The sequence below is a fragment of the Streptomyces marinisediminis genome (assembly GCF_026262575.1).
Classification (GTDB): domain Bacteria; phylum Actinomycetota; class Actinomycetes; order Streptomycetales; family Streptomycetaceae; genus Streptomyces; species Streptomyces marinisediminis.
Map to the genome: position 1 here is coordinate 45,807 of NZ_JAPKFL010000004.1, position 24,492 is coordinate 70,298.

A 24,492-nucleotide genomic window follows, 5' to 3' on the forward strand; every position below is an offset into this window, starting at 1 on the left:
CCCCAGCGTAGAGCCTCCGGGTGGACGGCCCGCACCCGCGCGGGGGCGCCGACGGGCCGCCCGGCCCCGCGGGTGGTGCCGCGGGGCGGGGCGGTGCGGCGTCAGCCGGCGTTGAGGATCTCCGCGACCACCGGCCCGGCGTGCGTGCCGCCGTGGCCGGAGGCGGGGACGACGGCCGAGGCGGCCAGGTCGTCGCTGTACCCGATGAACCAGGCGTTGGGCTGCTCCTGCCCGTCGACCTCGGCCGAGCCGGTCTTGCCGCCCTTGTCGCCGCCGACGGAGGCGAGCGCCGCGGTGGCCGTGCCGTAGGGCGCGGTGGCGGTGGTCCGCATCAGCGAGCGCAGCTCCTGGGCGAGCGCCGGGCTCATCGCGCGCGGCGCGCTGGCCAGCGTCCGGCCGTCCACCGACGGCGGGACGAGGTAGGGCTGGTGGAAGGCGCCGCTGCGCACGGTGGCGGCCACGGAGGCCATGGTGAGCGGGTTCATCCGCACGCCGCCCTGGCCGATGAGCGAGGCGGCCATCTGTGCGTCGGACTGCACCGGCACCGAGCCGTCGAAGGTGCCCGTGCCGACCTGCCAGGTCAGGCCGAGACCGAAGAGGTCGCGCGCCTGCTGGGTCAGGTCGTCGTCGGACAGCTCGCCGGCCTGGCCGATGAAGGCGGTGTTGCAGGAGCGGGCGAAGCTCTCCCGGAAGGTGCCGCCGTCGATCTGGAACTCGTCCAGGTTCTGGAACTTCCAGCCGCCGTGCGTGAAGAACTGCGGGCACGGGTGCGGCGCGTCGGCGGAGGCCAGCCCCTTCTCGATGAGCAGCGAGGCGCTGACGACCTTCCACGTCGAACCGGGCGCGTACGAACCGCGCAGCGCGGGGTTGAAGGCCTCGACCGGGGTCGCGGCGACGGCCAGCACCTCGCCGGTGCTCGGCTTGATGGCCACCGCCGAGGCCCCGCCGGTCTTCTCCACGGCCGCCTGCGCGGCCCGCTGGAGGCCGGCGTCGAGGGTGGTGGGGACCTCGCCCGGGGTGCCCTCGGTGTGCTCGGCGAGCACCTTCTTGTCCTCGCCCGCCGCGTCGACGATGCGTGTGCGCACCGGGGCGGTGCCGCCGGCCTGGTCGGCGTAGCGCTTGCGGATGTCGGCCAGGACGGACTTGAGCTCGGGGAACTCCTCCGCCGTCAGCTCGTTGCCCGCGCGGTCCACGGCGACGACCTCCGGGTCGCCCTCGGCGTCGGTGACGAGCGTGTCGCCCGGGGCCAGCTCGGGGTGGAGCACGGACGGCTCCCAGTCGACGACCGGCTCCCCGGTGCCCTCGTCCCGGACGACGGTCAGCTCGGAGACGTACTCCAGGGTGCCGGTGGCCTCCTCCCGCGCCACCTCGGCCGTCACCTCGAAGGGCACCTCGGTCTCCCGGGGCGCGCGCTCGTCGAGCCGGACGCCGGTCACGCCGCCGTCCTCGGCGAAGGCGGTGAGCGCCGTGCGGGCGGCGGACTCCTCGTCGGTGAGGGCCGCGGCCGCGGCGGCGTCGCCGGACTCCCACGCGGTCAGGAACTCCGTCGCGGCGCCGCGCACCTCGGCGGCGCTGAGCGGGCCCGTCTCCACCGCCCGGGGCTTGGCGTCGTCCTCGCCGCCGGTGGTGCGGCTGGTGCCGGTGGCGGCGGTGCTCTCGTCACCGACCAGCGCGTACGCGCCGAACCCGGCGGCGCCCACGGCGACGGCACAGACGGCGCCGATCACCGCCATCTTCTGACCGTCTCGCATATGTCCCCTGAAACCTTCCACCCCGCCCCGGCGTCCACCGGGGACCTCGGCCGCGTCCGGCTCGCGGGCCGCGAGCGGCTCGCGAGCGTCCGCCGGACCGCCGTCCACCGTGCGCGGCGGCCACGCGCGGCCGCTCGGCCGCTCCGGCCCTACCGCACCCTAGAGCACCGCGCGCCGCGAGCGCCGTGGTGGGACGCGCACCGCGCCGGGCGTTGCGAAGGTGTGACACGGAACGCCGGCGCGGCGCGCCCGCAGGCCCGCGTGCCCGGCCACGTGCGCGCGTCAGGCGTCCTCGGGGACCTCCCGGCCCGGCGGGCCGGGCTTCCGCACGGCCCGCCGGTGCACACCGGGCGGCGCTCGACGGACGGCACGCCCGGCGCACCCGCGTCGGCGCTCTGCGCGGGGACGTACCCGGTCCGCCACGGGGCGGGCGTGCCGGTCACAGCCGTCGACGGGTGGTCGTGCCCGGTACCGCCGGGCTCAGCCGACTATGGCGTCGAGCTCCACTTCGACGAGCCAGTCGGGGTCGATGAAGCGTGAGACCTCGACGAAGGTGCAGGCGGGCCGGACCGCCGCGAACCGCTCTCCGTGCGCTCGCGCGGCGTCCGCCCAGCGCGTCACGTCCGTGAGCATGACACGGGTCCGCACGACGTCCCCTGGCGAGGCCCCGGCCGCCTTCAGCGCGGCCTCCGCGACGTCCAGACACCGCACGGTCTGGGCGTAGACGTCGCCCCGCCCCACGGTCGTCCCGTCCTCCCCGATGGGAGCGGTGCCGGCGACCGCGACGTGCGCCCCTTTGCGGACCGCCCGGGAGAATCCGATGCGGGGTTCGAGTGGTGAGCCGGAACTGACCGTCCGCCGAACAAGATCCATCGGACCACGATCCCAGACCGCGGCCCTGGCGGAACAGGCCCCAGGGGGTATCGGTCACGGGCGTTGTCGACGCCCGTGGCCAATGCGCCTAGATCCACGTGCCCAGCCACATGCGGGCGCGCCAGGCGTCCATGGGGATCTCCTGGCCGGTGTAGAGCGGCCAGAAGTAGACGAAGTTCCACACCACCAGCAGCACCAGGACGCCGGCGACGACCAGCCCCACGCTGCGGCGCACCTCGCTCACCCCCGGCGGCCCGGCCACCGCGCCGAGCAGCATCGCCACCGCCAGGCACAGGAAGGGCACGAAGACGACGGCGTAGAAGTAGAAGATCGTGCGCTCCTGGTAGAGCAGCCACGGCAGGTAGCCGGCCGCGACCCCGCACAGCAGCGCGCCGGCCCGCCAGTCCCGGCGCAGCGCCCAGCGGTAGACGGCGTAGACCAGCGCGGCGCAGGCCAGCCACCACAGCATCGGGGTGCCCAGGGCCAGCACCTCCTGGGCGCACCCCCCGGCGGCCGTGCAGGTGCCCTCGCCCGCCTCCGGGGACTCGTAGAAGTAGGACACCGGGCGGCCGGCGACGAGCCAGCTCGCCGGGTGGGAGTCGTAGGGGTGGTCGTCGGTCAGGCCGACGTGGAAGCGGTAGACCTGCGCGTGGTAGTGCCACAGGCCGCGCAGCGGGCCGGGCACGAAGCCCCAGGACGTGTCGGCCCCGGCGCCCTCGTGCCAGTCCCGGTAGTAGCCGCCCGTGCTGCCGAACCAGCCCGCCCAGGAGACCAGGTAGACGAGCCCGGCCACCGGGACGAGGGAGGCGAACGCGGGCCCGGCGTCCCGGCGCAGCACGGTCCGCAGCGGACGCGCGGCGCCCGCGGTGCGGCGCGCGCCCCAGTCCCAGGCGACCGTCAGCAGCCCGAACGCGGCCAGCACGTACAGGCCGCTCCACTTCGTGCCGATCGCCAGGCCCAGGCACACCCCGGCGGCCAGCCGCCAGCGGCGGTCGCCGAGCGCGGTGGCGGCGGCGCGGGCGTCGGGGCGGCCGCCGGGCAGCGCGGCGGCGAGCCGGGCGCGGGTCCGGTCGCGGTCGACCAGCAGGCAGCCGAACGCGGCCAGCACGAAGAACATCAGCACCAGGTCGAGCAGCGCGGTGCGGCTCATCACGAAGTGCAGCCCGTCCACGGTCATGAGCAGGCCCGCCAGGCAGCCCAGCGCGGTGGAGCGGAACAGCCGCCGTCCGATGCGGCACAGCAGGAGCACCGAGAGCGTGCCGAGGACGGCGACCACGAACCGCCAGCCGAACGGCGTCAGCCCGAAGAGCTGCTCGCCCAGCGCGATGGCCCACTTCCCCACGGGCGGGTGGACGACGTAGGAGGGCGCCTCGCTGAGCGGGGCGAGCCCCGGGTCGGCCAGGATCGTGTCGTTGGCCTCCTCCGGCCAGGTGCCCTCGTAGCCGAGGTTGAGCAGCGACCAGGCGTCCTTGGCGTAGTACGTCTCGTCGAATATCACCGCGTGCGGGCGGCCGAGCTGCCAGAACCGCAGCAGCCCGGCGAGGAGCGCGACCAGCAGCGGGCCGCCCCAGCCGCGCAGCCGCGGCTCCAGGCCGAGCGCCGACCACACCCGGCCGCCCGCCGCCGACCCCGGGAACGGCGGTGCGAGCCGCTCGCCGGCGCCCGGGCGCGGCCGCGGGGCGTGGCCGTAGCGGCGCAGCCGGTCCGCCCAGCCGCCCGGCGCCTCCGGCCGCGCCGCGCTCTCCTGGGCCCCCGTCGCCGTCTCACTGCTCACCGGGCCATCGTAGGGAACGCCGCCGACGGCACCGGTCAGGACGCCGCGGAGGAGGCCGGGGCCGCCCCGCGCGCGGCGCGGCGGCGAGCCCGGCGGGTGCGAGGATGGCCCGGTGACCGGAACGCTCGTACTCGCAGGCACCCCCATCGGAGACGTCGCCGACGCCCCGCCCCGGCTGGCCACGGAGCTGGCGGAGGCCGACGTCGTCGCCGCCGAGGACACCCGGCGGCTGCGCCGGCTCACCCAGGCGCTGGACGTGCGGGTGGGCGGGCGGATCGTCTCCTACTTCGAGGGCAACGAGGCCGCCCGCACCCCCGAGCTGGCCGAGGCGCTGGCGGGCGGGGCGCGGGTGCTGCTGGTGACGGACGCGGGCATGCCCTCGGTCTCCGACCCCGGCTACCGGCTGGTGGCGGCGGCCGTCGAGCGCGGGGTGCGGGTGACCGCCGTCCCCGGCCCCTCGGCGGTGCTGACCGCGCTCGCGCTGTCCGGGCTGCCGGTGGACCGGTTCTGCTTCGAGGGCTTCCTCCCGCGCAAGGCCGGCGAGCGGCGGGCCCGGCTGGCGGAGGCGGCCGGCGAGCGGCGCACCCTGGTCTACTTCGAGGCCCCGCACCGGCTGGCGGCGACGCTGGCGGCGATGGCCGAGGTCTTCGGCGCGGACCGGCGGGCTGCGGTGTGCCGGGAGCTGACGAAGACCTACGAGGAGGTGCGGCGCGGGCCGCTGGCGGAGCTGGCCCGGTGGGCGGCCGACGGGGTGCGCGGCGAGATCACCGTCGTCGTCTCCGGCGCGCCGGAGCCGGACGCGGGCGCGCTGGACGCGGACGAGCTGGCCCGCCGCGTGGCCGAGCGCGAGGCGGCCGGGGAGCCGCGCAAGGAGGCCATCGCCGCGGTGGCCCGGGGCGCGGGCGTGCCCAAGCGCACGGTGTTCGACGCCGTGGTCGCCGCGAAGACGGCGTCCCGCTGACGCCCGCGGCCCGGCGGACGGGAGCGCCACGGCGCCGGGGCCGGGGCGCTCCCGGCGGCCCTACCGCCGGGTAAAGGGCTAGCCTCGAAGGTGAAACCACGGCGGCGCGCGGCACCGCGTACCCCGCCCCTCCCCGGCGGGACGAGCACGGGCGCGATCGTTCCGGGATTCGGCACGGGCCGCCGCGCGCGCAGCCGGAAGGGCGTCCACCGGTTGGCGAGAGGAGCTGCCATGACGGACTACAGGGGTGGCCCGGGAACGCCGCCGCGCGCGGCCCGGGAGTCGTACGCCTTCGCCTGCCTGGAGTGCGGGCACGCCTGGGAGCAGACGTACGACATCGAGCACCACGTGGACAGCGACGACCGGCCGTTCTTCCTGTACTTCGCCGACGGGCGGCGGGTGCCCTCGCCGCTGGACCGGCTGACCTGCGTGCAGTGCGACGACCACAACGTCCGCATCGTGCGCGCGGGCAACGCCTCCAGCGTGCACTCCGCCGTCGGCCTGGGCTGGCCCCCGCTGCCCACCTGACCGGCCGCCGCGCCCCGGCCGCCCGGCGCGGGAGCCTAGGATCGGGCGCATGCCGAGCTCACCCTCCGACCGGACTCCGCCGCCGCCCCCCGCGCCGCTCGACGTGGCGGTGGCGGACTCCCACACCCACCTGGACATGCAGGACACCACCGTGGCGGAGGCGGTGGCCCAGGCCGCCGCGGTCGGCGTCACCACGCTCGTCCAGATCGGCTGCGACCTGGCGCGCGCCCGCTGGGCGGCCGAGGTCGCCGCCGAGCACGCGAGCGTGTGGGCCGCCGTCGCCCTGCACCCCAACGAGGCGCCCCGGCTGGCGCTGGAGGAGGGCGAGGACGCGCTCGACGCGGCGCTCTCGGGCATCGCCGAGCTGGCGCGGCTGCCGCAGGTGCTGGCCGTGGGCGAGACCGGCCTCGACTACTTCCGCACCGGCCCGGAGGGGATGGCCGCCCAGCAGCGCTCCTTCCGGCGGCACGTCGCGCTGGCCAAGGAGGTGGACAAGGCGCTGGTCATCCACGACCGGGAGGCACACGCCGACGTGCTGCGCATCCTGGAGGAAGAGGGCGCCCCCGAGCGGACGGTCTTCCACTGCTTCTCCGGCGACGCGGAGATGGCCGCACAGTGCGCGGCCCGCGGGTACTACATGTCCTTCGCCGGGAACGTCACCTTCAAGAACGCCCAGCCGCTGCGCGACGCCCTCGCGGTCGCGCCGCCCGAGCTGGTCCTGGTGGAGACCGACGCGCCGTTCCTCACCCCCGCGCCCTACCGGGGCCGGCCGAACGCGCCGTACCTCGTGCCCGTCACGCTGCGCGCGATGGCCGAGGTCAAGGGGCTGCCCGTGGACGTGCTGGCCCGCCACGTCCAGGAGAACACCGCCCGCGCCTTCGGGTACTGACCCGCCCGCGCGCACCGGGCCCCGCCCGCCCCGGCGCCGGGACGCGGGGCGGGCGGGCCCCCGTAGACTGCCCCGGTGAGCACCGCCCCCGACCCGTCCGCCGAGCCCCCCGCCGCCGAGGCGCCGGACGCCCTGCTCGGCCCCTCCGACGTCCGGTCCCTGGCGTCGGCGCTGGGCGTGCGGCCCACCAAGCAGCGCGGTCAGAACTTCGTCATCGACGCCAACACCGTCCGCCGCATCGTGCGCACCGCCGGGGTGCGGCCCGAGGACGTGGTGGTGGAGATCGGCCCCGGGCTCGGCTCGCTCACGCTGGCGCTGCTGCGCACGGCACGCCACGTCACGGCGGTGGAGATCGACGACGTGCTGGCCGCCGCGCTCCCGGCCACGGTGGCCGCGCGGCTCCCGGAGGCGGCCGGGCGCTTCTCCCTCGTGCACTCCGACGCCCTGCGCGTCACCGCGCTCCCGGGCCCCGAGCCGACGGCGCTGGTGGCGAACCTGCCCTACAACGTCGCCGTCCCGGTGCTGCTGCACATGCTCGCCACGTTCCCCGGCATCGAGCGGACGCTGGTGATGGTGCAGGCGGAGGTCGCCGACCGGCTGGCCGCGCCGCCCGGCTCGAAGGTGTACGGGGTGCCGTCGGTGAAGGCGGCCTGGTACGCCGACGTCCGCCGCGCCGGGTCGATCGGGCGCAGCGTCTTCTGGCCGGCGCCCAACGTCGACTCCGGGCTGGTCGCGCTCGTGCGCCGGGACCCGCCCGTCACGCGCGCCACCCGCGAGGAGGTCTTCGCCGTCGTCGACGCGGCCTTCGCCCAGCGGCGCAAGACGCTGCGCGCCGCGCTCGGCGGGTGGGCGGGCTCCGCGGCCGCCGCCGAGGCCGCGCTGCGCGCCGCGGGCGTCTCGCCGCAGGCGCGCGGGGAGTCACTCACGGTCGAGGACTTCGCCTCGATCGCGGAACACCTGCCGGCGCGCGGAGCACGCGGGGAGGGGTCGGCGTGAGCGTCACCGTCCGGGTACCGGCGAAGGTCAACGTGCAGCTCGCGGTGGGGCCGCCCCGGGACGACGGCTTCCACGACCTGGCCAACGTCTTCCTGGCCGTCGGCCTCTACGACGAGGTGACGGCCACCCCCGCGCCATCCCTGCGGCTGACCTGCTCCGGCCCGGACGCCGACCAGGTGCCGCTGGACGACGGCAACCTCGCCGCCCGCGCGGCCCGCCTGCTGGCCGCCCACCACGGCGTCGAGCCCGCCGTCGCGCTGCACATCGCCAAGGACATCCCCGTCGCGGGCGGCATGGCGGGCGGCAGCGCCGACGCGGCGGGCGCTCTGGTGGCCTGCGACGCGCTGTGGGGCACCGGCACCCCGCGCGAGGTGCTGCTGTCGCTGTGCGCCGAGCTGGGCTCCGACGTGCCGTTCCCGCTGCTCGGCGGGGCCGCGCTGGGCGAGGGCCGCGGGGAGCTGCTGACCCCGCTGGAGGTGGGCGGCACCTTCCACTGGGTGTTCGCGGTCGCGGACGGCGGCCTGTCCACCCCGGCCGTCTACCGCGAGTTCGACCGCCTCACCCCGGACGCCCCCGCCCCGGCGCCCTCGCCGGACCTGCTGGCCGCCCTGCGCTCCGGGGACCCGCACGCGCTCGCGCCCACCCTGGCCAACGACCTCCAGCCCGCCGCGCTCTCCCTCCGCCCGGCCCTGGCGGCGGCCCTGGCCCGCGGCACCGCCGCGGGCGCGCTGGCCGCCCTCGTCTCCGGGTCCGGGCCCACCTGCGCCTTCCTGGCCGCCGACGCGGGCGCCGCGGCCACGGTCGCCGACGCGCTGGCGGCGTCCGGTACGTGCCGGGCCGCCCGCCCCGCGTCCTCCCCGGCTCCCGGCGCCCGCGTGGTCTGACGCCGACCGGTGCCGGGGGCGCTCAGTCCCAGGTGTAGCCGTCGCCGAAGTTGAGCGTGTGCTCCAGCACGTCCTCCATGGGGTCGTCGACCTCTCCCGTGCTCACCACGACGACCGGCGCGTAGTGGTTGTGGTGGCTGTGGTGGCTGTGGTTGTGGCCGTGCTGGCTTTGGTGGCCGTGCTGGCCCTGGTGGCCGTGCGGGCTCTGGGGCGGCGCCACGGCGGCGGTCGCGGGGTGGGCGCCGCCGAGCGCGGCGCCCACGACCAGGGCCGCCGGGACGAGTGCGGTACGGACGCGCATGGCGGTTCTCCTTCGGCTCGGGGCCCCGCTCGCGGGGTCCGCAGCGGGTGTTACCGCGCCGGGTGCGCGCCCACTCCCCGCCCGGGCGGAGTTCACCTGGTCGCCGCATGCCGTGGGGAGACCTGCGCGCTCCGTACACGCCGGGCCGGCGACGGTTTCCGGCCAGGAACCATTCGCCCTCCCGCCGCACGAGGCGACCGGAGTTTCCTCCCGTCACAGACATATCGTTTCTGCACCGTTCCAGATCTGGCGCATTTCCCTCACCGTCGCGGACGCGAAAAACGATTCTCCGGCGAATACCCACCTATCGACAGCATGGATTTCACTGTGCACCACTCACTCGGTCGAGTGATGGAACTGCGCGCCCGAAACTCCCTAGGCTGTTTTCCGTCAACCCGTTCCTTCACGAAAGGGAAAATCATGCGGAAGGTATTCTCCGTGGCCCTCGCCGCGGCGGCCTGCCTCGGAGCGACGCTCCTGTCCCCCGTGGCCTCGGCCAACGGGGCGGACGACGCGGCCGACACACTTCGCGGAGGCACGCCGAACGCGACGACGCCCGAGTGCCGGGCCGGCAAGATCGTCATCGGCTTCGAAGGGTCGATTCTGACGCCGAGGGACTGGTACGGCCTCTACAACAAGAAGCCGAACAACGCCAACTGGCGTGACGGCCTGGTCGCCTACCGCTCGGGCAACGACAACTCCGGCGAGTGGCAGTGGGCCACGGAGAGCCCGCACTACTACACGAACCAGAACAACGGACAGGAACTGCGCACGGTCTACTGGACCCGCGCTGACGGCAAGTACGAGTACGTCGACTACACCGTTCCGACCAACCTCTTCTGCAAGTAAGGAGAAGATCGCCGTTTCCGGCTGTTCACACGGCAGCGGACAGCCGGAAACGGCTCCTTCACTTCGCGGAGCGCCCTCCGTTCGCACCATTACCGGCACCTTTTGCACGCCGCACCGCATTGTTTTCCATGCGTGGCGACCGGAGGGCCGTCCGCGTTTTTCGTATTCCCCTCCCTTTCTCCTCCCTTTCCCCTCTCCTACTGTTCCCTTTCCGTTCCGCACTACACCCCCTACACCGCTCGCGCACGCGGCGGGCACCTCGTGAGAAACGGGAGAACATGAGCGACAAGTCGTTGCGACGCGGTGCGGGCACCGCCTTCGTGGGAGCGCTGGTCGCGGTGTGCGCGCTGGCGGCGCCCGCGCCCGTCTCGGCCGAGTGGACCGGTGACGCGGCGCGCTCCGGCAGCCGGGTCGTCGAGCTGGTCAACGCGCACCGCGCCGAGGCGGGCTGCGGCGCGCTGCGGCCCGACGGCGCCCTGGACGCCGCGGCGGACGCGCACAGCGCCCACCTGGCCGAGCGGCGGGTGCTGTCGCACCGGGGCGCGGGGGGCTCCCGCGTCTTCCAGCGGGCCCGGGCGGCCGGGTACGAGGCCGGGCGGCTCGGGGAGACGCTCGCCGACGGCCACGGTGACGCCGCGGCCGTCGTCGACGCCTGGCTGGGCAGCCCGGAGCACCGGGACATCATCCTGGACTGCGGCTACCGGGACGTCGGCGTGGGCGTCACCCGGGGCGAGACCTCGACGTGGTGGGTCCAGGTCGTCGGCACCAGGCGCTAGCTGTTCGGTCCGCGCGGGGCGGCTACGCGTCGAGGCAGCCGCGCAGCGCGCGGACCAGGGCCTGCGGGCGGGCGTCGGAGGTCACCGAGGCGTGCATGGTGTTCGTCGTGTACGCGAAGGCGACGCCGGCCTCCGGGTCGGCGAAGGCCAGCGGGCCGCCGCGCCCGGGGTGGCCGAACGAGGCCGGGCCGAGCATCGGGGCCGCCGGGCCGTGCAGCATGTAGCCCGAGCCGAAGCGGGTGCGGACGACGAGCGTGCGGTCGGGCCCGGCCGACTCCTCGCTGCGTGCCAGCGCGAGCGTCGCCGGGGCGTACAGCCGCACACCGTCGACGGGGCCGATGAGGGCGGCGTAGAACCGGGCCAGCGCCCGCGCCGTGGCGACGCCCCCGGAGCCGGGGTGCTCGGCGGCGAGGTGCGCGGGGTCGTTCTCGTCCGGGTGGGGCGCGACGGCGCCGAACGCGCGCCGGGTGAGCGAGCCGGGGTCGGCGTAGGCGGCCGCGACGGTGGGCTTGGCGCGCAGGCGCAGCCCGGCGGACGCGGGCGGGGCGGGCGCCTGGCCGGTGGCGACGCGGCCGACGCGGGCCCGTGCGGCGTCGGGCAGGCCGATCCACAGGTCCAGGCCGAGCGGCGCCGCGATCTCGCGGGCGAACCACCGGCCGAGCGTGCACCCGGTGGCCCGGGCGACGACCTCGCCGAGCAGCCAGCCGTAGGTGTACGGGTGGTAGCCGTGGGCGGTGCCGGGCTCCCACAGCGGTGCCTGGGCGGCGAGCGCGCGCGGACCGCTGACGCCGTCGCGGGCCTGCTCGGGCGTGAGCGGAGCGTCCAGCGCGGGCAGCCCGGCGCGGTGGGCGAGGAGGTGGCGGACGAGGACGCCGTCCTTGCCCCGGGCCTTGAACTCCGGCCAGTAGGTGCCCACGGGCGCGTCGAGGTCGATGCGGCCGCGCTGGTGGAGGAGGTGGAGGACGGCCGCGGCCGGTCCCTTGGTGGCCGAGCGCACGACCTGCGCGGTGCCGGCCGTCCAGGGCCGGGGGGCGGGGGTGCCCTCCGGCGGGGCGGCGGGCGCGTCGCCGGGCGCGTCTGCGTCCGGCCCGGCAGCGTCCGCCCCGGCCTCCGGCGCCCCGGGCGGCGTCGCGTCGGCCTCGGCCCGGCCGCCCCACAGGTCCACCACCGGCACGCCGTCCCGGTAGACGGCGACGGCGGCGCCGACGTCACCGCGCTCGGTGAAGCAGCGCTGGAAGGCGTGCAGGACCGGCTCGTATCCGGCGGCCACCGTGCCCTGGACGTCGGTCACTGCGGTCACTGCGCTGGTGCTCCTGTTGCTCTGGTCGGCGAACGGTCTGCGGGGGCGGCGGCGGGAAGGCGCCCGGCCCCGGTCCATGGTCCTATGCGTCCGGCGGCACGGCAGCGCCGGGGTCGCGGCCACGGTTCCGGCCGGGGCCGCCGACCGCTTCGGCCGCCCCGGGGGGACGGCTCCGGCCGGCGGCCGCGCGGCGGCCCGGGCCCCCGGCGGCTCCGCGGGCGGGCGACCGGATGGCCCCGGCCCGTCGCGAACGTCCGCGCGTCGAAGGCCGGCTGAGCCCGCGTCACCGGGCGCGCGGGAGGTTCGGAGGCTTTCGGCCCGTCGCCGCGCCACCGGCGGGCACGCCCCGCCCCGCCGGACGCCGCGGTGCGCGCGGGCGCGGCGCTTCCGGCGCGGCCGGGACGCGGAGCCGCTGTGGGGCAGCTCACAGCTTTCGCGCGGTACCGAAGGCGGGGTTCGGGAGTCTTACACGGCGACGGGCAACCGCCCGCGAAGGAGCACTGACCATGCCGTTCCCGCCGTCCACCCCCTCCATGCCGTCCACCCCGATCACCATCGACCACACCGTGCGGGCGCGCCTGCTGAGCCGCCCCGCGGCCGAGCACGTCGCCGCGACCCTGCACTACGACAGCGCCGACCCGCTGGCGCTCGCCGTCACCTTCCCGGCCGAGGCCGCGCTGGAGGGTACCGAGGTGACGTGGGTGTTCGGGCGTGAGCTGCTGGCCGCCGCGCTGCGGGGGCCGGCCGGCGAGGGCGACGTGCGGTTCTGGTCCCACCGCCCCGGCCGCACGACGCTGGAGCTGCGGGCCGCGCAGGGCGCGGCCCTGGTGGAGCTCGGCACGGAGGAGCTGGATCGTTTCCTCGCCGCGACGTACGCCTTCGTCCCCGCCGCCGAGGAGACGCGCCGCCTCGACCTGGACGCCGCCATCGCGGCCCTGCTGGCCTGAGCCGGGGCCGGGCCCACGGTCACGCCCCCTTGGGGTGCAGGAGGCGGGCCAGCAGGTCGTCGAGGGTGACCAGGCCGACCAGCCGCCCCGCGTCGTCGCGCACCACGGCGAGGGAGGCGCGACGCCGGCGGAGCTGCTCGATGGCGTGGCCCACGGTGTCCCGCTCGGCCAGTTCGGGTACGGGCCGCGCGAGCTCGCGGGCGGTGACCGCACGCCCCCGGCTGCGGGAGACCAGGGCGTCGCGCGTGTGCACGGAGCCGACCACCTCCGGTCCGTCACGGACGAGCAGCCGGCTGCGGTCGTGCTCGGCCGCGGTGGCGAGGACGGCGTCGACCCCCGCCCCCGCCGGCACGGAGATGATCTCCTCGGCCGGTACCCGAAGGTCGCCGACGGGGGTCTGCGGCTCGGTGAGCGAGTTGGTGATCAGTTCCGAGTCGCCCTTGCTGATCAGGCCGAGCCGTTCGGACTCGACGACGAGGCGGGTGAGTTGCTCGCGGTTGTGGACCGAGGCCAGTTCGTCGCGCGGAGCGACCCGGCACAGGCGTACCAGCGCGTTGCTGATGTGGTTGAGCAACCAGATCAGCGGCCGTACGGCCTTCACCACGCCGCGGAACGGCGGGGCGAGCAGCATCGCGGACCGCTCGGGGTGGGCGATGGCCCACGACTTCGGAGCCATTTCACCGACCACCATGTGCAGGAACACGACCACGGTCATGGCGACGGCGAAGGCGACGCCGTAGCTGAGCGCGCTGGGCAGGCCGAGCTGGAACAGCAGCGGGTCGAGCGCGTGGGAGATGGCGGGCTTGGAGACCGAGCCCAGGCCCAGGGTGCAGACGGTGATGCCGAGCTGGGCACCGGCCAGCATGAGGGACAGCTCGCGCATGCCGGCCAGCGCGGCCTTGGCGCCGCGTCGACCCTCGGCCACGGCCTTCTCCACGCGGTGCCGCTTGGCGGCGACCAGCGCGAACTCGGCGGCGACGAAGAAGCCACTGGCGATGAGCAGCAGCACGGTGACGAAGAGGGCCATCGGGAAGCTCATGCCTGGGTTCCTCCCAGTCGCTGGAGGCGGACCCGCGCGGGCACGTGCCGGTCCAGGGTGCGTACGTCGATCACCGCCTGGTCACCGTCGGGCAGTTCGACGGTGACGCGGTCCCCGATGGCCGGGAACCGGCCGAGCCGGTAGACGATCAGCCCGGCCACGGTGTCGTAGTCCTCTTCGTCAGGCAGCTCGACGCCGGTCACGTCGGCCACCTCGTCCGGTCGCCGCCCGGCGTCCACCAGCCACCCCCGCCCGTCGGCGACCGCGACCTCGGTGACGACGTCCGACTCGTCGGCGATGTCGCCCACGAGTTCCTCGGCGATGTCCTCGTAGGTGACGATGCCGGCCACCCCGCCGTGCTCGTCCAGGACGACCGCGAACTCGTCGTCGGCCGCCCGCATCTGCCGCACGGCATCGGGCAGGGACAGGGTGTCGGGCAGGAGCAGGGGGCGGCGGGCCACCGCCCCCGCGGTGGTGCCGGACAGCCGGTCGGCGGACAGCCGGGCCAGCTCCCGCACGCCGAGCACTCCGGCGACGTCGTCGGGGTGCTCGCCGAGTACCGGGTAGTTGGAGTGCCCGTGCGCGGCGATGAGCCGTACCGCCTCGGCGGTGGTGACCTCCTTGCGGACGAAGACGGCGTCGACGCGTGGCACCATCACCTCGTCGAGCGCCCGGTCGGAGAACTCCAGGGCGTGGTCGAGCAGCTCGGCGGTGTCCTTGGGGAGCTGGCCCTGTTCGTGGGACTCGCCGATCAGGTGGCCCAGCTCCTCCAGTGTCGCGCCGTGGTGCAGCTCCTCCACCGGTTCGATGCCGATCCCGCGCAGCAGCCTGTTCGCCGCTCCGTCGAAGACCCGCACCACCGGGCCGACGACCTTCAGGTACGCCAGCGTGGAGGCGGCCAGCGACTTCGCCAGCCGCTCCGGCACGGCGATCGCGAGGTTCTTGGGCGCCAGTTCCCCCAGCACCATCTGCACGGCCGTGGCCAGGACGAAGGCGGAGGTCACGGAGATGCCGGTGATGGCGGCGTCGGGGACGCCCAGTCCGGTGAGCGCCGGCCCGAGTACGGCCGACACCGAGGGCTCGGCGATGAACCCCACGATCAGGCCGGTGACGGTGATCCCCAACTGGGCGCCCGACAGCATGAAGGAGAGCCGTTCGAGCACCTTCAGCGCGCGGGCGGCCCGCTTGTCGCCCCGCTCGGCCTCCCGGGCCAGCGCGAGCCGGTCGACGGAGACGTAGGCGAACTCCTGGGCGACGAAGTAGCCGGTACCGGCGGTCAGGACGAGAACGGCCAGCAGCCCGAGCACGGCGTTCAACGATGCTCACCCCGCCACACGCCGTACTCGGTGGCCGGAGGGCGGGAGGGTCGGGGGCCGTGCCCGGGGGCACCCGCCGGTTCGGTGGGCATGCTGTGACTCCTTGTCGGTCGGCTGCGCGCTGGTGGGGTACTGGAATCGGGGGCTCGCGGCACGTCGGTGGGGCGCGCGTCCCCCCGGGGAGGCCGTCGGCCCGCGGGCTCGGGCGGCACGTCCCCCGTCACCACCGGCCGACCACCCCGCCACTCGCACCCGCCACGACGGCGGGACGGCTCCCGCCCGCCCGCGGTGCGGTACGTGGAGGCGCCCGGCGGAGGGGGACGCCCGCCCGGGCGGTCAGGTGCGACGCGGGGAGGCGGGCGGCCCGGGCGCACGCGGCGAGGGGGTCGGCGGGACCGCGGTCACCGCGCCGTGCCCGCCCCCGCCCGCGGGGGGCGAGGAGCGTCACGGCACAGCCGGTTCTAGGGAGGCTCACCCATCCTGGGCACGTCACTCCCTCTCACGACGACGGGGTACCGGACGACGACAGTGGCCGAAAGCGGGCTCGCCTGCTTCTACACCACTGTAAAGGAGCGGCAAAGGGGCGTCCGCCGACGCCTCCCCCGCTCGGTGCGCGGACCGATCCGGCGCGGGCTACCAAAGGGACGACGAAAAGCACGTCGGGTACGCGAACGGACGACCCGGTGAGCGGGTTTCGGCCCTTCCTCGCCCACGGCGGGAAGCCCGCCCCCGCCGCCCCAACTCCCCCTATACTTCTACGCGTTTGTAGAAGGACCGCGCGCGAGGCGGCCTCGCACCGTTGGAGGATGTGGCACATGGCTTCGATCGACCTGGACAAAGTGCTGGACAAGGCGTGGGCTGACAAGAGCCTGCCCGAGATACTGGCCGCCCCCGTGGCGGCGTTGAAGGGCGTGTCCGACCGTGACGGCGAGCTGCTCCAGGAGGCGTTCGGCGTCAAGACGGTCGCGGACCTGGCCGACCTGAAGTACGCCCGCTGGGCACAGGCGCTCGCCGCGCTGGACAGCACCAGGTAACACGTGACCGGTCGGAGACCGCGGTGGGCGCCGCGCACCCCGGCGAGCGGCGTTCACCGCGGGACGAGACGTACCCGCACGGGGTGGACACCACGCTGGTGTGCGCACGGCTGCCCGGCTCACTCGGCGTGGGCGGCACCGGCATCGGCCCGGGCGCGGCCGGTGCCGTCGACGAGGCCGGGAGCCGTCCTCACAGGGGCGTCGCCGCGTGCAGGATCGCGATCATGGTCACCGCGGAGTTCGCCGACGACATCGCCGACACGGCGGCTCCGGCCGCGGCACCCCACATCGCCAGCCCCACCGACGTGAACACCGGCGGCCAGCGGCACACCGTCGGCGCCGGGCCGAGCAGCGCCGCCACCCGGCGGGGTACCGGCCCCGGCGCCGCGAGACCCGCCAGCGTGGGCGCCGGGGTGCCACGTGACACCAGGGCCGCCTTGCCGATCGCGCGGGCCACGGCCCGGCGGTCGCCGACCACCTGGGCCGCCTCCTCGTCCGCCCACCGCTCGGCCGTGTACGACACCGCGGTACGCAGCGGCCGAAGGAACGGGTTGGCCCGGGCGGCGAGCTGCACGGTGAGCAGGAAGCGGTGGTGCCGGGCGGCCAGGTGCGCCCGCTCGTGCGCGAACAGCGCCCGGCGCTCGGCGGGTTCCAGGCGGGCGAGGAGCGCCGTGCTCACCACGACGCGGTCCCGCCCGCCTCCCGGCAGCGCGTACGCGTACGGGACGGCGTCGGGCAGGACGGCCACCCGCTTGCCCGGCAGCCCGACCAGCGCGCGGTGGGCGCGGCGGCGCACCCGCGCGTGCCGCCACAGCGTCCGCCCGCAGGCGGCGATCACCGCGGCGAGCGCGGGGACGGCCGCCTTGCCGGCGACCTCGTCGTAGGGGACCGCCGCACGCACCTCCGGGTCGGACCAGCCGTCGGGCAACGGGTTGCCGGGGAGCTGGGCGGTGCCGACCACCATGACCAGCCCGAGACACACCGTGCTGCACACGACCATGACCGCCGCCACCCCGGTCAGCAGCGCGGTCGCGGTGCGCGGGTGCAGGTGCTGCTCGGCCAGCCGCGCGATCGGCCATGCCGTCAACGGGAGGACGAGCGGCAGAAAGACGAAGACTCCCACGAGGGTCAGCCCTCCCCCTCGCCCCGGGCGTCTCCTTCGCCCCGGGGGTCCCCCTCGCCCCGGGCGTCGCCCTCGTCCGGGGACCGGCCCACCAGCTCGCGCAGCAGCCGCTCGTCGTCCGGGCCGAGGCCGGTGACGAAGCGCGCCAGCACCGCCTCCCGGTCGCTCTCGGCGTCCAGCACGCCGCGCATCCTCCGGGCGGCCAGGCCCGCCTCGTCCGACGCGGGCGCCCAGGCGAAGGGCCGGCCCGACCGCTCCCGGGTGACCGCCCCCTTGGCCAGCAACCGGGTCAGGATCGTGACCACCGTCGTGTAGGCGAGGTCGCCGCCCAGGCGCTCCCGCACCCAGCCCGCGGTCGCCGGACCGTCGGCCGCACGCAGCGCCGACAGGACCAGTGCCTCCAGCTCCCCCTGCCCCCGCCGCCGAGGACGCCGCGGGTGATCCGCCACGTCCGCCTCCCTTCCGCAGCCCTCCGTTTCCCGGACGGACATCGTATAGAGGCCCCTGGTTTCTCCGGGCCGTCCGGCGGCGTACCGGACGGCCCCGGAACTCGGTCCGGATCGCGGGCGTCGCGCGGGTCGGCGGCGCGTGCGGGCCGGCGCCGAGCGCGGACCGCCCCGGTCGGCGGGGGCTCCGGGGAGCCGTCCGCCGGCCGGGGCGGTCGCCGTCACACCCGCGCGGGGTCGCCCTCGCGCTGGGCCGGCACCGTCGGCGCCGAGCGCGCGAGGTGCTGCCGCAGCCGCTCGCCCTCCACGTCGACGTTGGGCAGCACGCGGTCCAGCCAGCGGGGCAGCCACCACGCCTTGTCGCCCAGGAGGCCGAGCACCGCCGGGACGATGGCCATGCGGACGACGAAGGCGTCGAAGAGGATCGCGACGGCCAGGCCGAAGCCGATCATCTTGACCATCGCGTCCCCGGCGCCGATGAAGCCCGCGAAGACGCTGATCATGATGACGGCCGCCGCCGTGACCACCCGGGCGCCGAGCTGGAACCCGGTGACGACCGCCTGTCCGGGCCGCTCGCCGTGGACGTGGGCCTCGCGCATCCGCGTGACGAGGAAGACCTCGTAGTCCATCGCCAGGCCGAAGATCACGCCCACCATGAAGATCGGCATCATGCTCATGATCGGCCCGGTCTGCTCCACGCCGATGAGTTCCGCGAGCCAGCCCCACTGGAAGACGGCGACGACCGCGCCGAGCGCGGCGAGCACCGACAGCAGGAAGCCGAGTGCGGCCTTCAGCGGCACCAGCACGGAGCGGAAGACCATCAGCAGCAGCACGAACGCCAGCCCCACGACGAGCGAGAGGTAGGGGACCAGGGCGTCGTCCATCACCTGGGAGAAGTCGATGGCGATGGCGGTGGCCCCGGAGACGAGCACGGTCGCGCCGGTGTCCGCCCGGAGGTCCTGCGAGCGCTCGCGCAGGTCCCGCACCACCCGCTCGGTGGCCGGGCTGCTGGGGCGGGACTCGGGTATGGCCTGGATGACGGCGAGGTCGCCGTCGCGGTTGAGCTGCGGCGGGGACGCGGCGACCACGCCGTCGACGGCGCCCACCTCCTGCGCGAGCTCGCCCGCCACCCGCTCCCGCTCGTCGGCGGGCACGTCGGCGAGGTCGGCGACGGCCAGCAGGGGGCCGTTGAAGCCCGGCCCGAAGCCCTCGGCTATGAGGTCGTAGGCGCGGCGCTGGGTCGTCGAGGTGGACTGGTTGCCCTCGTCCGGCAGCCCGAGGTTCATCGAGCCGACCGGGACGGCCAGCACACCGAGCCCCAGCACGGCGGTGAGCAGGACGAGCACCGGGCGGCGCAGGGTGAGCCGGGCCCAGCGGACGCCCAGCGGCGGCCGGGCGTCCGGCGCGGCGGGCGCGGGCACGCCGGTCTCCGGGTTGGCCGCGCGGACCTTGCGGCCGAAGATGCGCTTGCCGACCATGCCCAGCGCGGCCGGGACGAGGGTGATGGCCACCAGCACCGCGACGACGACGGTGCCGGCGGCGGCCAGCCCCATCTTGGTGAGCAGCGGCACGCCGACGACCATCAGCCCGGCGAGCGCGATGACGACGGTGAGCCCGGCGAAGACGACCGCCGAGCCCGCGGTGCCGACGGCCCGGCCCGCCGCCTCCTCGCGGCTGCGCCCGGCGATGAGTTCGGCGCGGTAGCGGGAGGCGATGAACAGCGCGTAGTCGATGCCGACCGCGAGGCCGATCATCATGGCGAGCGTGATGGTGGTGGCGGACAGGCCCAGCGTCGCGCCGAGCGCGGTGATGCCGGTGACGCCGACGCCCACCCCGAGCAGCGCGGTGAGCAGCGGGAGCCCGGCGGCCACCAGGGAGCCGAAGGTGAGGACGAGGACGACGGCGGCCACGCCGATGCCGATGATCTCGCCCTGGCCCATGTCGGGTTCGGTGAACAGGGCGTCGCCGCCCACCTCGACGGTCAGCCCCGTCTCGCGTCCGGCCGCCGCGGCGTCCCGGAGCTCGGTGCGGGTCTCCTCGGTGAGTTCCATGGTCGGCACCTGGTAGGTGACCGACGCGTAGGCCACGGTGCCGTCCCGGCTGATCTGCCCCTCGCCCTGGAAGGGGCTGAGCACCCCGGCGAGCTGCGGGTTCTCCTCGGGGTCGAGCCGGCCGAGCACCTGCTCGACGGCCTCGGGGCGGCCGTCTTCGGTGATCTTGGCGCCGTCCGGCGCGCGGAAGACGATGCGGGCCTGGGCCCCGTCGGCGGCGTATTCGGGGGCGCGCTGCTCCAGCAGGTCGAAGGCCGCCTGCGCCTCGGTGCCGGGCAGGGCGAAGTCGTCGTCGGGCGGGGCGGAGGCGACGGAGGCCGCGCCGATGACGCCCGCGAGCAGCGCCGCCCACAGCAGGGCGACGATGCGGCGGCGCCGGAAGGCGAGCCGTCCGAGTCGGTACAGGAACGTGGCCACGGAGCGTTCTCCGGTCTGTTCGGGCGGTGGTGACCCGCGGTGCTGGCTGGTGCTGGGTGCGTGGTTCCGCGTGGGTGCGGGATGGTGCGGTGCGGTGTGGCGCGGGGTCGCGTGGTGCGGCGCCGCGCCGGGCGGGACGGTGCACGAAGTGACAGTCCCTGCCAGAAGAGACGCCGCGCGGCCCGGTCCGTGTGAGCCGTCCGGCCGCACTGAGGCGCACGTCACACCCGCCGCGCGGAACGGAGCGTTCCGCTCCCACGTCCCCGTCCGGCCCGCCGGGGCCCCGCCGAGTTGCCGGGGCCCCGGCGCGGCCGAACCATAAGAGGGGTGAGCGACGACGCCGCGTACCTCCGCTATCCGCACGTCCACGGCGAGCTGCTCTGCTTCGTCACCGAGGACGACCTGTGGGCCGCCCCCCTCGTCCCCCGGGGGGAGCGCCCGGGCCGCGCCTGGCGCCTGACCGTGGACCGGACCCGCACCGGGCCGCCCCGCTTCTCCCCCGACGGGCGGCACATCGCCTTCACCAACTGGCGCAACCTGGACCCGGAGGTCCACCTGGTCGCCGCCGCGGGCGGCCCGGCGCGGCGGCTGACGTACTGGGGCGCGCCCGACACCCGGGTGTGCGGCTGGACGCCGGACGGCGACATCCTGGCCGTCGCCTCGCACGGGCAGCCCTTCTCCTACTTCACCTGGGCCTACCGGCTGCCGCTGGACGGCGGCCCGGGCGGCCGGCTCCCGTGGGGCCCGTGCGCGGACATCGCCGTGGCCGACCTGCACGGCTACCCCGGCGGCGAGCGGCGCACGCTGCTGCTGACCGGCAAGCCGCCGCACGAGCCGGCCGCCTGGAAGCGCTACCGGGGCGGCGCGGCCGGACGGCTGTGGCTGCACGGCGAGCGGCTTCTGCCGGACCTGGCCGGCCACCTCGACAGCCCGCTGCTCGTCCGCGAGCGGCACGCCGGCCCCGACGGCCGCCCCGCCTGGCGGGTGGCGTTCCTCTCCGACCACGAGGGCGTGGGCAACCTGTACTCCTGCCGGCCCGACGGCTCCGACCTGCGCCGGCACACCGACCACGCCGAGTTCTACGCCCGCAACGCCGCCACCGACGGCACCCGCGTCGTCTACCAGTGCGCGGGCGAGCTGTGGCTGGTGGACGACCTCGCCCCGGACGCGACGCCGCGGCGGCTGGCCGTCGAGCTGTGCGGTCCGCGCACGGGGCGGCGCGCCTACCAGGTGCCCGCCGCGCTCCACCTGGACGCGCTCGCCGTGGACACCACCGGACGGGCCAGCGCGGTGTGCGTCGGCGGGAGCCTGTACTGGCTCACCCACCGCGACGGCCCGGCCCGCGTCATCTCCACCGCGCCGGGCGTGCGGGTGCGGCTGCCGGAGATGCTGGGCTCGACCGGCCGCATCGCCTACGTCACCGACGCCGAGGGGGAGGACGCCGTCGAGATCGCCTACCTGCCCCGGGCCAGTGGCGGCCAGAACCCGCTGCGGTGTGCCGCCGGGCGGCTGGGCCGGGTGCACGAGCTGGTCGCCTCGCCCGACGGCGACACGCTCGCCGTCGCCACGCACGACGGACGGCTGCTGCTCCTGGAGCTCGACGCCGTCCTGGCCGACGGCGCCGCCGGGCCGGCCGCGGCGAACGGACCGCCCGCCCGGCCGGGAACGGCCGGCCGGGCGGAGGCGGCCGAGGCGGCCGAACCGGCCGCCGCGGCCCCGGCGACCGAACCACCGGTCACCGAGCTGGTCGCCTCCGGCAACGGCCCCGTGCGGGACCTGGCGTTCTCCCCCGACGGCCGGTGGCTGGCCTGGTCCCACCCCGGCATCGGGCGCACGCTGCGGCAGATCCGCATCGCCCGGCTGACCGACGGCACGGTGCTGGACGTCACCGACGGCCGCTTCGAGGACGAGCAGCCCGTCTTCACCCGCGACGGCCGCTACCTGGCCTTCCTGTCCTGGCGCGGCTTCGACCCGGTCTACGACGTGCACACCGGCGACCTGTCCTTCCCGCTGGGCTGCCGCCCGCACCTGGTGCCGCTGTCCTCGGCGACGCCGTCGCCGTTCGCCCTCAACCCCGAGGGCCGCCCGGCCGCCGGAGGGCTGGACCCGCACGACCTGCCGGGCGGGGCGGGCGAGGACCGCCCCGTCATGGTGGAGGCGGAAGGCCTGGCCAGCCGGGTCACGCCGTTCCCCGTCACCGCGTCGAAGTACAGCGGACTGCGCCCCGTGGCGGGCGGCGGGCTGCTGTGGCTGCGCTACCCCATCTCCGGCGCGCTGGGCGAGACGTTCGCCAACCCCGCCGACACCTCCGGACGCCCCACCCTGGAGCACTTCGACCTGGCCCGCGCCCGGCGCACCGAGCTGAGCGTCGACGCCGACTCCTTCGCCGTCAGCGGCGACGGCACCCGCATCGTGGTCAACGACGACGGCGACCTGCGCGCCGTCCCCGCCACCGAGCCGGGCGACGCGGACACCACCGTCTGGCTCGACCTGCGCCGCATCCTGCACGAAGTGCGGCCCGGCGCCCAGTGGCGGCAGGCCTACGAGGAGGCGGGCCGCGTCACCCGGACCTACTTCTGGGACCCGGGCATGTGCGGCATCGACTGGGACGCCGTGCTGGCCCAGTACCGCCCGCTGGTGGACCGGGTGGCCAGCCCCGACGAGTTCGCCGACCTGCTGCGGGAGGTGCTGGGCGAGCTGGGCACCTCGCACGCCTACGTCGCGCCGCCCCGCCGCGACGAGGGCCCGCCGCACTACCGGCGTCCGATCGGGCTGCTGGGCGTGGACCTCGCCCACACCGGGGACGGCGCGTGGCAGGTCTCCCGCATCCTGCCGGGCGAGTCCTCGGACTCCAAGGCCCGCTCCCCGCTGGCCGGCTCCGGCATCCGCGACGGGGCCGTGCTCACCCACGTCGACGGCCGTCCGGTGGACCCGGTCGCCGGTCCGGGCCCGCTGCTGGCGGGCGCGGGCGGCACCACCGTGGAGCTGACCTTCCGCGGCCCGGACGGCGGCGGACCCGCGCGCCGCGTCGCCGTCGTCCCGCTGATCGACGAACGCCCGCTGCGCTACCAGGACTGGGTCGCCAAGCGCCGCGCGGTGGTACGGGAGCTGAGCGACGGCCGGTGCGGCTACCTGCACATCCCGGACATGGGCGGCTCCGGCTGGGCTCAGTTCAACCGCGACCTGCGCATGGAGGTCTCCCGGCCCGCGCTCATCGTCGACGTGCGCGGCAACGCGGGCGGGAACATCAGCGAGCTGGTCGTCGAGAGCCTGACCCGGGCCGTCCTCGGCTGGGACCTCACCCGCGACGCCGAGCCGGTCTCCTACACCTCCAACGCGCCGCGCGGCCCCGTCGTCGCGCTGGCCGACGAGGCGACCTCCTCCGACGGCGACATGATCACCGCCGCGTTCCGGCTGCTCGGGCTCGGGCCGGTGGTCGGCACCCGCACCTGGGGCGGCGTCGTCGGCATGACGGGACGCCACCGGCTGGGCGACGGCACGGTGATCACGGTGCCGATGAACGCCGCCTGGTTCGACGCGTACGGCTGGGACGTGGAGAACCACGGCGTGGCGCCCGACATCGAGGCACTGCGCACTCCGCTGGACTGGGCCGAGGGCCGCTACACCGTGCTGGGCACCGCCGTGCGCACCGCGCTGGAACTCCTGGCCGAGCACCCGCCGAGCACCCCGCCCGGCTACGACGCCGTCCCCGACCGGCGCCGCCCGCCCCTCCCACCGCGCGGCTAGCCCGGCCTGCGCGACAGGCGGCCCCGTGGCAGGCTGGGAAGCGGCTCGACGACCGCTGAGCCGCCGACCTCACCGCACGGGGAGTGGACGCGACATGGGCATGCCGGACCGGTCCGAGGACGCGGCGCGGGGCGGGCGGGACGCCGCCGACCGCGAGGAGGAGCGCGGCGAGGAGCTACAGCAGCGCCTCCAGGACGACCGCGACCACCTGGGCGCCCCCGCGGGCGACCGCGTGGAGCCCGCGGACGAGCACCGGGACGACCCGCGCGACCGCGACCGCTGAGCGCCACCCGGCCGGAACACGCCCCCGCAGCCCTCGGGACGCCGCCGGCACGCACGTCCCGCCGCGGGGCGCGAGGACGGGCGCCGGACGGGCCGACCCGCCCGCCCGGTGCCCGCGCGCGGGGCCCGAAGGCCCGGTCCGCGTGGCCGCCGCCGCCCGGGAGCGCGGCGCGCCCCGGGCGGCGGCGCCCCCGGCGGCGGCCACCGG

General features: G+C 76.1%; 21 protein-coding genes. 11 read left to right on the forward strand and 10 right to left on the reverse strand.

The features are described from left to right. Positions 1 to 101: 101 nt before the first annotated feature. From OSB71_RS04445 to OSB71_RS04455, 3 genes are all read right to left on the reverse strand, one after another. Positions 102 to 1,751, reverse strand: a complete 1,650-nt coding sequence (locus OSB71_RS04445; protein WP_265944409.1) for a penicillin-binding transpeptidase domain-containing protein — start codon at positions 1,749 to 1,751, stop codon at positions 102 to 104. Positions 1,752 to 2,231: 480 nt separating this feature from the next. Next, positions 2,232 to 2,624, reverse strand: coding sequence for a Rid family hydrolase (locus OSB71_RS04450; protein ID WP_265944410.1), 393 nt, complete (start codon positions 2,622 to 2,624; stop codon positions 2,232 to 2,234). Between the two features lie 88 nt (positions 2,625 to 2,712). Beyond that, the gene (locus tag OSB71_RS04455; protein ID WP_265944411.1) at positions 2,713 to 4,398 is read right to left on the reverse strand and encodes a dolichyl-phosphate-mannose--protein mannosyltransferase; all 1,686 of its coding nucleotides are present in this window, start codon (positions 4,396 to 4,398) and stop codon (positions 2,713 to 2,715) included. 112 nt (positions 4,399 to 4,510) lie between these two features. Here OSB71_RS04455 and rsmI point away from each other — a divergent pair, with 112 nt between their 5' ends. From rsmI to OSB71_RS04480, 5 genes are all read left to right on the forward strand, one after another. After that, on the forward strand, positions 4,511 to 5,359 hold the full coding sequence (rsmI, locus tag OSB71_RS04460) for a 16S rRNA (cytidine(1402)-2'-O)-methyltransferase (protein WP_265944413.1): 849 nt from the start codon (positions 4,511 to 4,513) through the stop codon (positions 5,357 to 5,359). Between the two features lie 231 nt (positions 5,360 to 5,590). Beyond that, complete coding sequence (locus OSB71_RS04465) at positions 5,591 to 5,887, forward strand: hypothetical protein (RefSeq protein ID WP_416237190.1); 297 nt, start codon at positions 5,591 to 5,593, stop codon at positions 5,885 to 5,887. Between the two features lie 49 nt (positions 5,888 to 5,936). Further along, positions 5,937 to 6,776 (forward strand): TatD family hydrolase, encoded by an 840-nt coding sequence (locus OSB71_RS04470; RefSeq protein WP_265944415.1) that lies wholly within the window; start codon positions 5,937 to 5,939, stop codon positions 6,774 to 6,776. 75 nt (positions 6,777 to 6,851) lie between these two features. After that, a complete protein-coding gene (rsmA, locus tag OSB71_RS04475) occupies positions 6,852 to 7,772 on the forward strand; it encodes a 16S rRNA (adenine(1518)-N(6)/adenine(1519)-N(6))-dimethyltransferase RsmA (RefSeq protein ID WP_265944417.1) in 921 nt (306 codons plus the stop codon). Further along, entirely contained in the window at positions 7,769 to 8,656 is an 888-nt protein-coding gene (locus OSB71_RS04480) for a 4-(cytidine 5'-diphospho)-2-C-methyl-D-erythritol kinase (protein ID WP_265944418.1), read from the forward strand. The genes rsmA and OSB71_RS04480 overlap by 4 nt, the downstream gene beginning before the upstream one ends. 22 nt (positions 8,657 to 8,678) lie before the next feature. Here the strand turns inward: OSB71_RS04480 and OSB71_RS04485 are convergent, their stop codons facing one another. After that, positions 8,679 to 8,957, reverse strand: coding sequence for a hypothetical protein (locus tag OSB71_RS04485; protein ID WP_265944420.1), 279 nt, complete (start codon positions 8,955 to 8,957; stop codon positions 8,679 to 8,681). A 420-nt stretch (positions 8,958 to 9,377) separates the two neighbouring features. On the opposite strand from OSB71_RS04485, the gene OSB71_RS04490 reads away from it, so the two are divergent. Further along, positions 9,378 to 9,806, forward strand: a complete 429-nt coding sequence (locus OSB71_RS04490; protein ID WP_265944422.1) for a hypothetical protein — start codon at positions 9,378 to 9,380, stop codon at positions 9,804 to 9,806. Positions 9,807 to 10,084: 278 nt separating this feature from the next. After that, positions 10,085 to 10,582, forward strand: a complete 498-nt coding sequence (locus OSB71_RS04495) for a CAP domain-containing protein (protein WP_265944425.1) — start codon at positions 10,085 to 10,087, stop codon at positions 10,580 to 10,582. Between the two features lie 22 nt (positions 10,583 to 10,604). Here OSB71_RS04495 and OSB71_RS04500 read toward each other — a convergent pair whose 3' ends face one another. Beyond that, entirely contained in the window at positions 10,605 to 11,873 is a 1,269-nt protein-coding gene (locus OSB71_RS04500) for a serine hydrolase domain-containing protein (protein WP_265944774.1), read from the reverse strand. Between the two features lie 515 nt (positions 11,874 to 12,388). On the opposite strand from OSB71_RS04500, the gene OSB71_RS04505 reads away from it, so the two are divergent. Further along, complete coding sequence (locus tag OSB71_RS04505; RefSeq protein WP_265944427.1) at positions 12,389 to 12,829, forward strand: SsgA family sporulation/cell division regulator; 441 nt, start codon at positions 12,389 to 12,391, stop codon at positions 12,827 to 12,829. 19 nt (positions 12,830 to 12,848) lie between these two features. Here the strand turns inward: OSB71_RS04505 and OSB71_RS04510 are convergent, their stop codons facing one another. Together OSB71_RS04510 and OSB71_RS04515 are read right to left on the reverse strand one after the other, a co-directional pair. Then, positions 12,849 to 13,868: a hemolysin family protein gene (locus OSB71_RS04510; protein ID WP_265944429.1), complete on the reverse strand. Its 1,020-nt coding sequence runs from the start codon at positions 13,866 to 13,868 to the stop codon at positions 12,849 to 12,851. Beyond that, complete coding sequence (locus tag OSB71_RS04515) at positions 13,865 to 15,184, reverse strand: hemolysin family protein (RefSeq protein WP_265944431.1); 1,320 nt, start codon at positions 15,182 to 15,184, stop codon at positions 13,865 to 13,867. Before OSB71_RS04515 ends, OSB71_RS04510 begins: the two co-directional genes overlap by 4 nt. An 815-nt stretch (positions 15,185 to 15,999) precedes the next feature. Here OSB71_RS04515 and OSB71_RS04520 point away from each other — a divergent pair. Next, positions 16,000 to 16,218: a hypothetical protein gene (locus tag OSB71_RS04520; RefSeq protein WP_265944433.1), complete on the forward strand. Its 219-nt coding sequence runs from the start codon at positions 16,000 to 16,002 to the stop codon at positions 16,216 to 16,218. A 190-nt stretch (positions 16,219 to 16,408) separates the two neighbouring features. Here the strand turns inward: OSB71_RS04520 and OSB71_RS04525 are convergent, their stop codons facing one another. The 3 genes from OSB71_RS04525 to OSB71_RS04535 all read right to left on the reverse strand — a co-directional run bounded on the left by OSB71_RS04525 (position 16,409) and on the right by OSB71_RS04535 (position 20,255). Then, the gene (locus OSB71_RS04525; protein ID WP_265944435.1) at positions 16,409 to 17,341 is read right to left on the reverse strand and encodes a M56 family metallopeptidase; all 933 of its coding nucleotides are present in this window, start codon (positions 17,339 to 17,341) and stop codon (positions 16,409 to 16,411) included. Positions 17,342 to 17,346: 5 nt separating this feature from the next. Next, a complete protein-coding gene (locus OSB71_RS04530) occupies positions 17,347 to 17,832 on the reverse strand; it encodes a BlaI/MecI/CopY family transcriptional regulator (protein WP_416237191.1) in 486 nt (161 codons plus the stop codon). A gap of 176 nt (positions 17,833 to 18,008) precedes the next feature. Then, positions 18,009 to 20,255: an MMPL family transporter gene (locus OSB71_RS04535; protein WP_265944439.1), complete on the reverse strand. Its 2,247-nt coding sequence runs from the start codon at positions 20,253 to 20,255 to the stop codon at positions 18,009 to 18,011. A 327-nt stretch (positions 20,256 to 20,582) separates the two neighbouring features. On the opposite strand from OSB71_RS04535, the gene OSB71_RS04540 reads away from it, so the two are divergent. Together OSB71_RS04540 and OSB71_RS04545 are read left to right on the forward strand one after the other, a co-directional pair. Continuing rightward, positions 20,583 to 24,002, forward strand: a complete 3,420-nt coding sequence (locus tag OSB71_RS04540; RefSeq protein ID WP_265944441.1) for a S41 family peptidase — start codon at positions 20,583 to 20,585, stop codon at positions 24,000 to 24,002. Between the two features lie 94 nt (positions 24,003 to 24,096). Next, complete coding sequence (locus tag OSB71_RS04545) at positions 24,097 to 24,285, forward strand: hypothetical protein (RefSeq protein WP_265944443.1); 189 nt, start codon at positions 24,097 to 24,099, stop codon at positions 24,283 to 24,285. Positions 24,286 to 24,492 lie beyond the last annotated feature (207 nt).

Bases quoted from the DNA above. Each gene is read 5' to 3' on its own strand.
- OSB71_RS04445 (WP_265944409.1), bottom strand. From the start codon at position 1,751: ATGCGAGACGGTCAGAAGATGGCGGTGATCGGCGCCGTCTGTGCCGTC.
- OSB71_RS04450 (WP_265944410.1), bottom strand. From the start codon at position 2,624: ATGGATCTTGTTCGGCGGACGGTCAGTTCCGGCTCACCACTCGAACCC.
- OSB71_RS04465 (WP_416237190.1), top strand. From the start codon at position 5,591: ATGACGGACTACAGGGGTGGCCCGGGAACGCCGCCGCGCGCGGCCCGG.
- OSB71_RS04470 (WP_265944415.1), top strand. From the start codon at position 5,937: ATGCCGAGCTCACCCTCCGACCGGACTCCGCCGCCGCCCCCCGCGCCG.
- OSB71_RS04485 (WP_265944420.1), bottom strand. From the start codon at position 8,957: ATGCGCGTCCGTACCGCACTCGTCCCGGCGGCCCTGGTCGTGGGCGCC.
- OSB71_RS04490 (WP_265944422.1), top strand. From the start codon at position 9,378: ATGCGGAAGGTATTCTCCGTGGCCCTCGCCGCGGCGGCCTGCCTCGGA.
- OSB71_RS04495 (WP_265944425.1), top strand. From the start codon at position 10,085: ATGAGCGACAAGTCGTTGCGACGCGGTGCGGGCACCGCCTTCGTGGGA.
- OSB71_RS04505 (WP_265944427.1), top strand. From the start codon at position 12,389: ATGCCGTTCCCGCCGTCCACCCCCTCCATGCCGTCCACCCCGATCACC.
- OSB71_RS04510 (WP_265944429.1), bottom strand. From the start codon at position 13,868: ATGAGCTTCCCGATGGCCCTCTTCGTCACCGTGCTGCTGCTCATCGCC.
- OSB71_RS04520 (WP_265944433.1), top strand. From the start codon at position 16,000: ATGGCTTCGATCGACCTGGACAAAGTGCTGGACAAGGCGTGGGCTGAC.
- OSB71_RS04530 (WP_416237191.1), bottom strand. From the start codon at position 17,832: ATGTCCGTCCGGGAAACGGAGGGCTGCGGAAGGGAGGCGGACGTGGCG.
- OSB71_RS04545 (WP_265944443.1), top strand. From the start codon at position 24,097: ATGGGCATGCCGGACCGGTCCGAGGACGCGGCGCGGGGCGGGCGGGAC.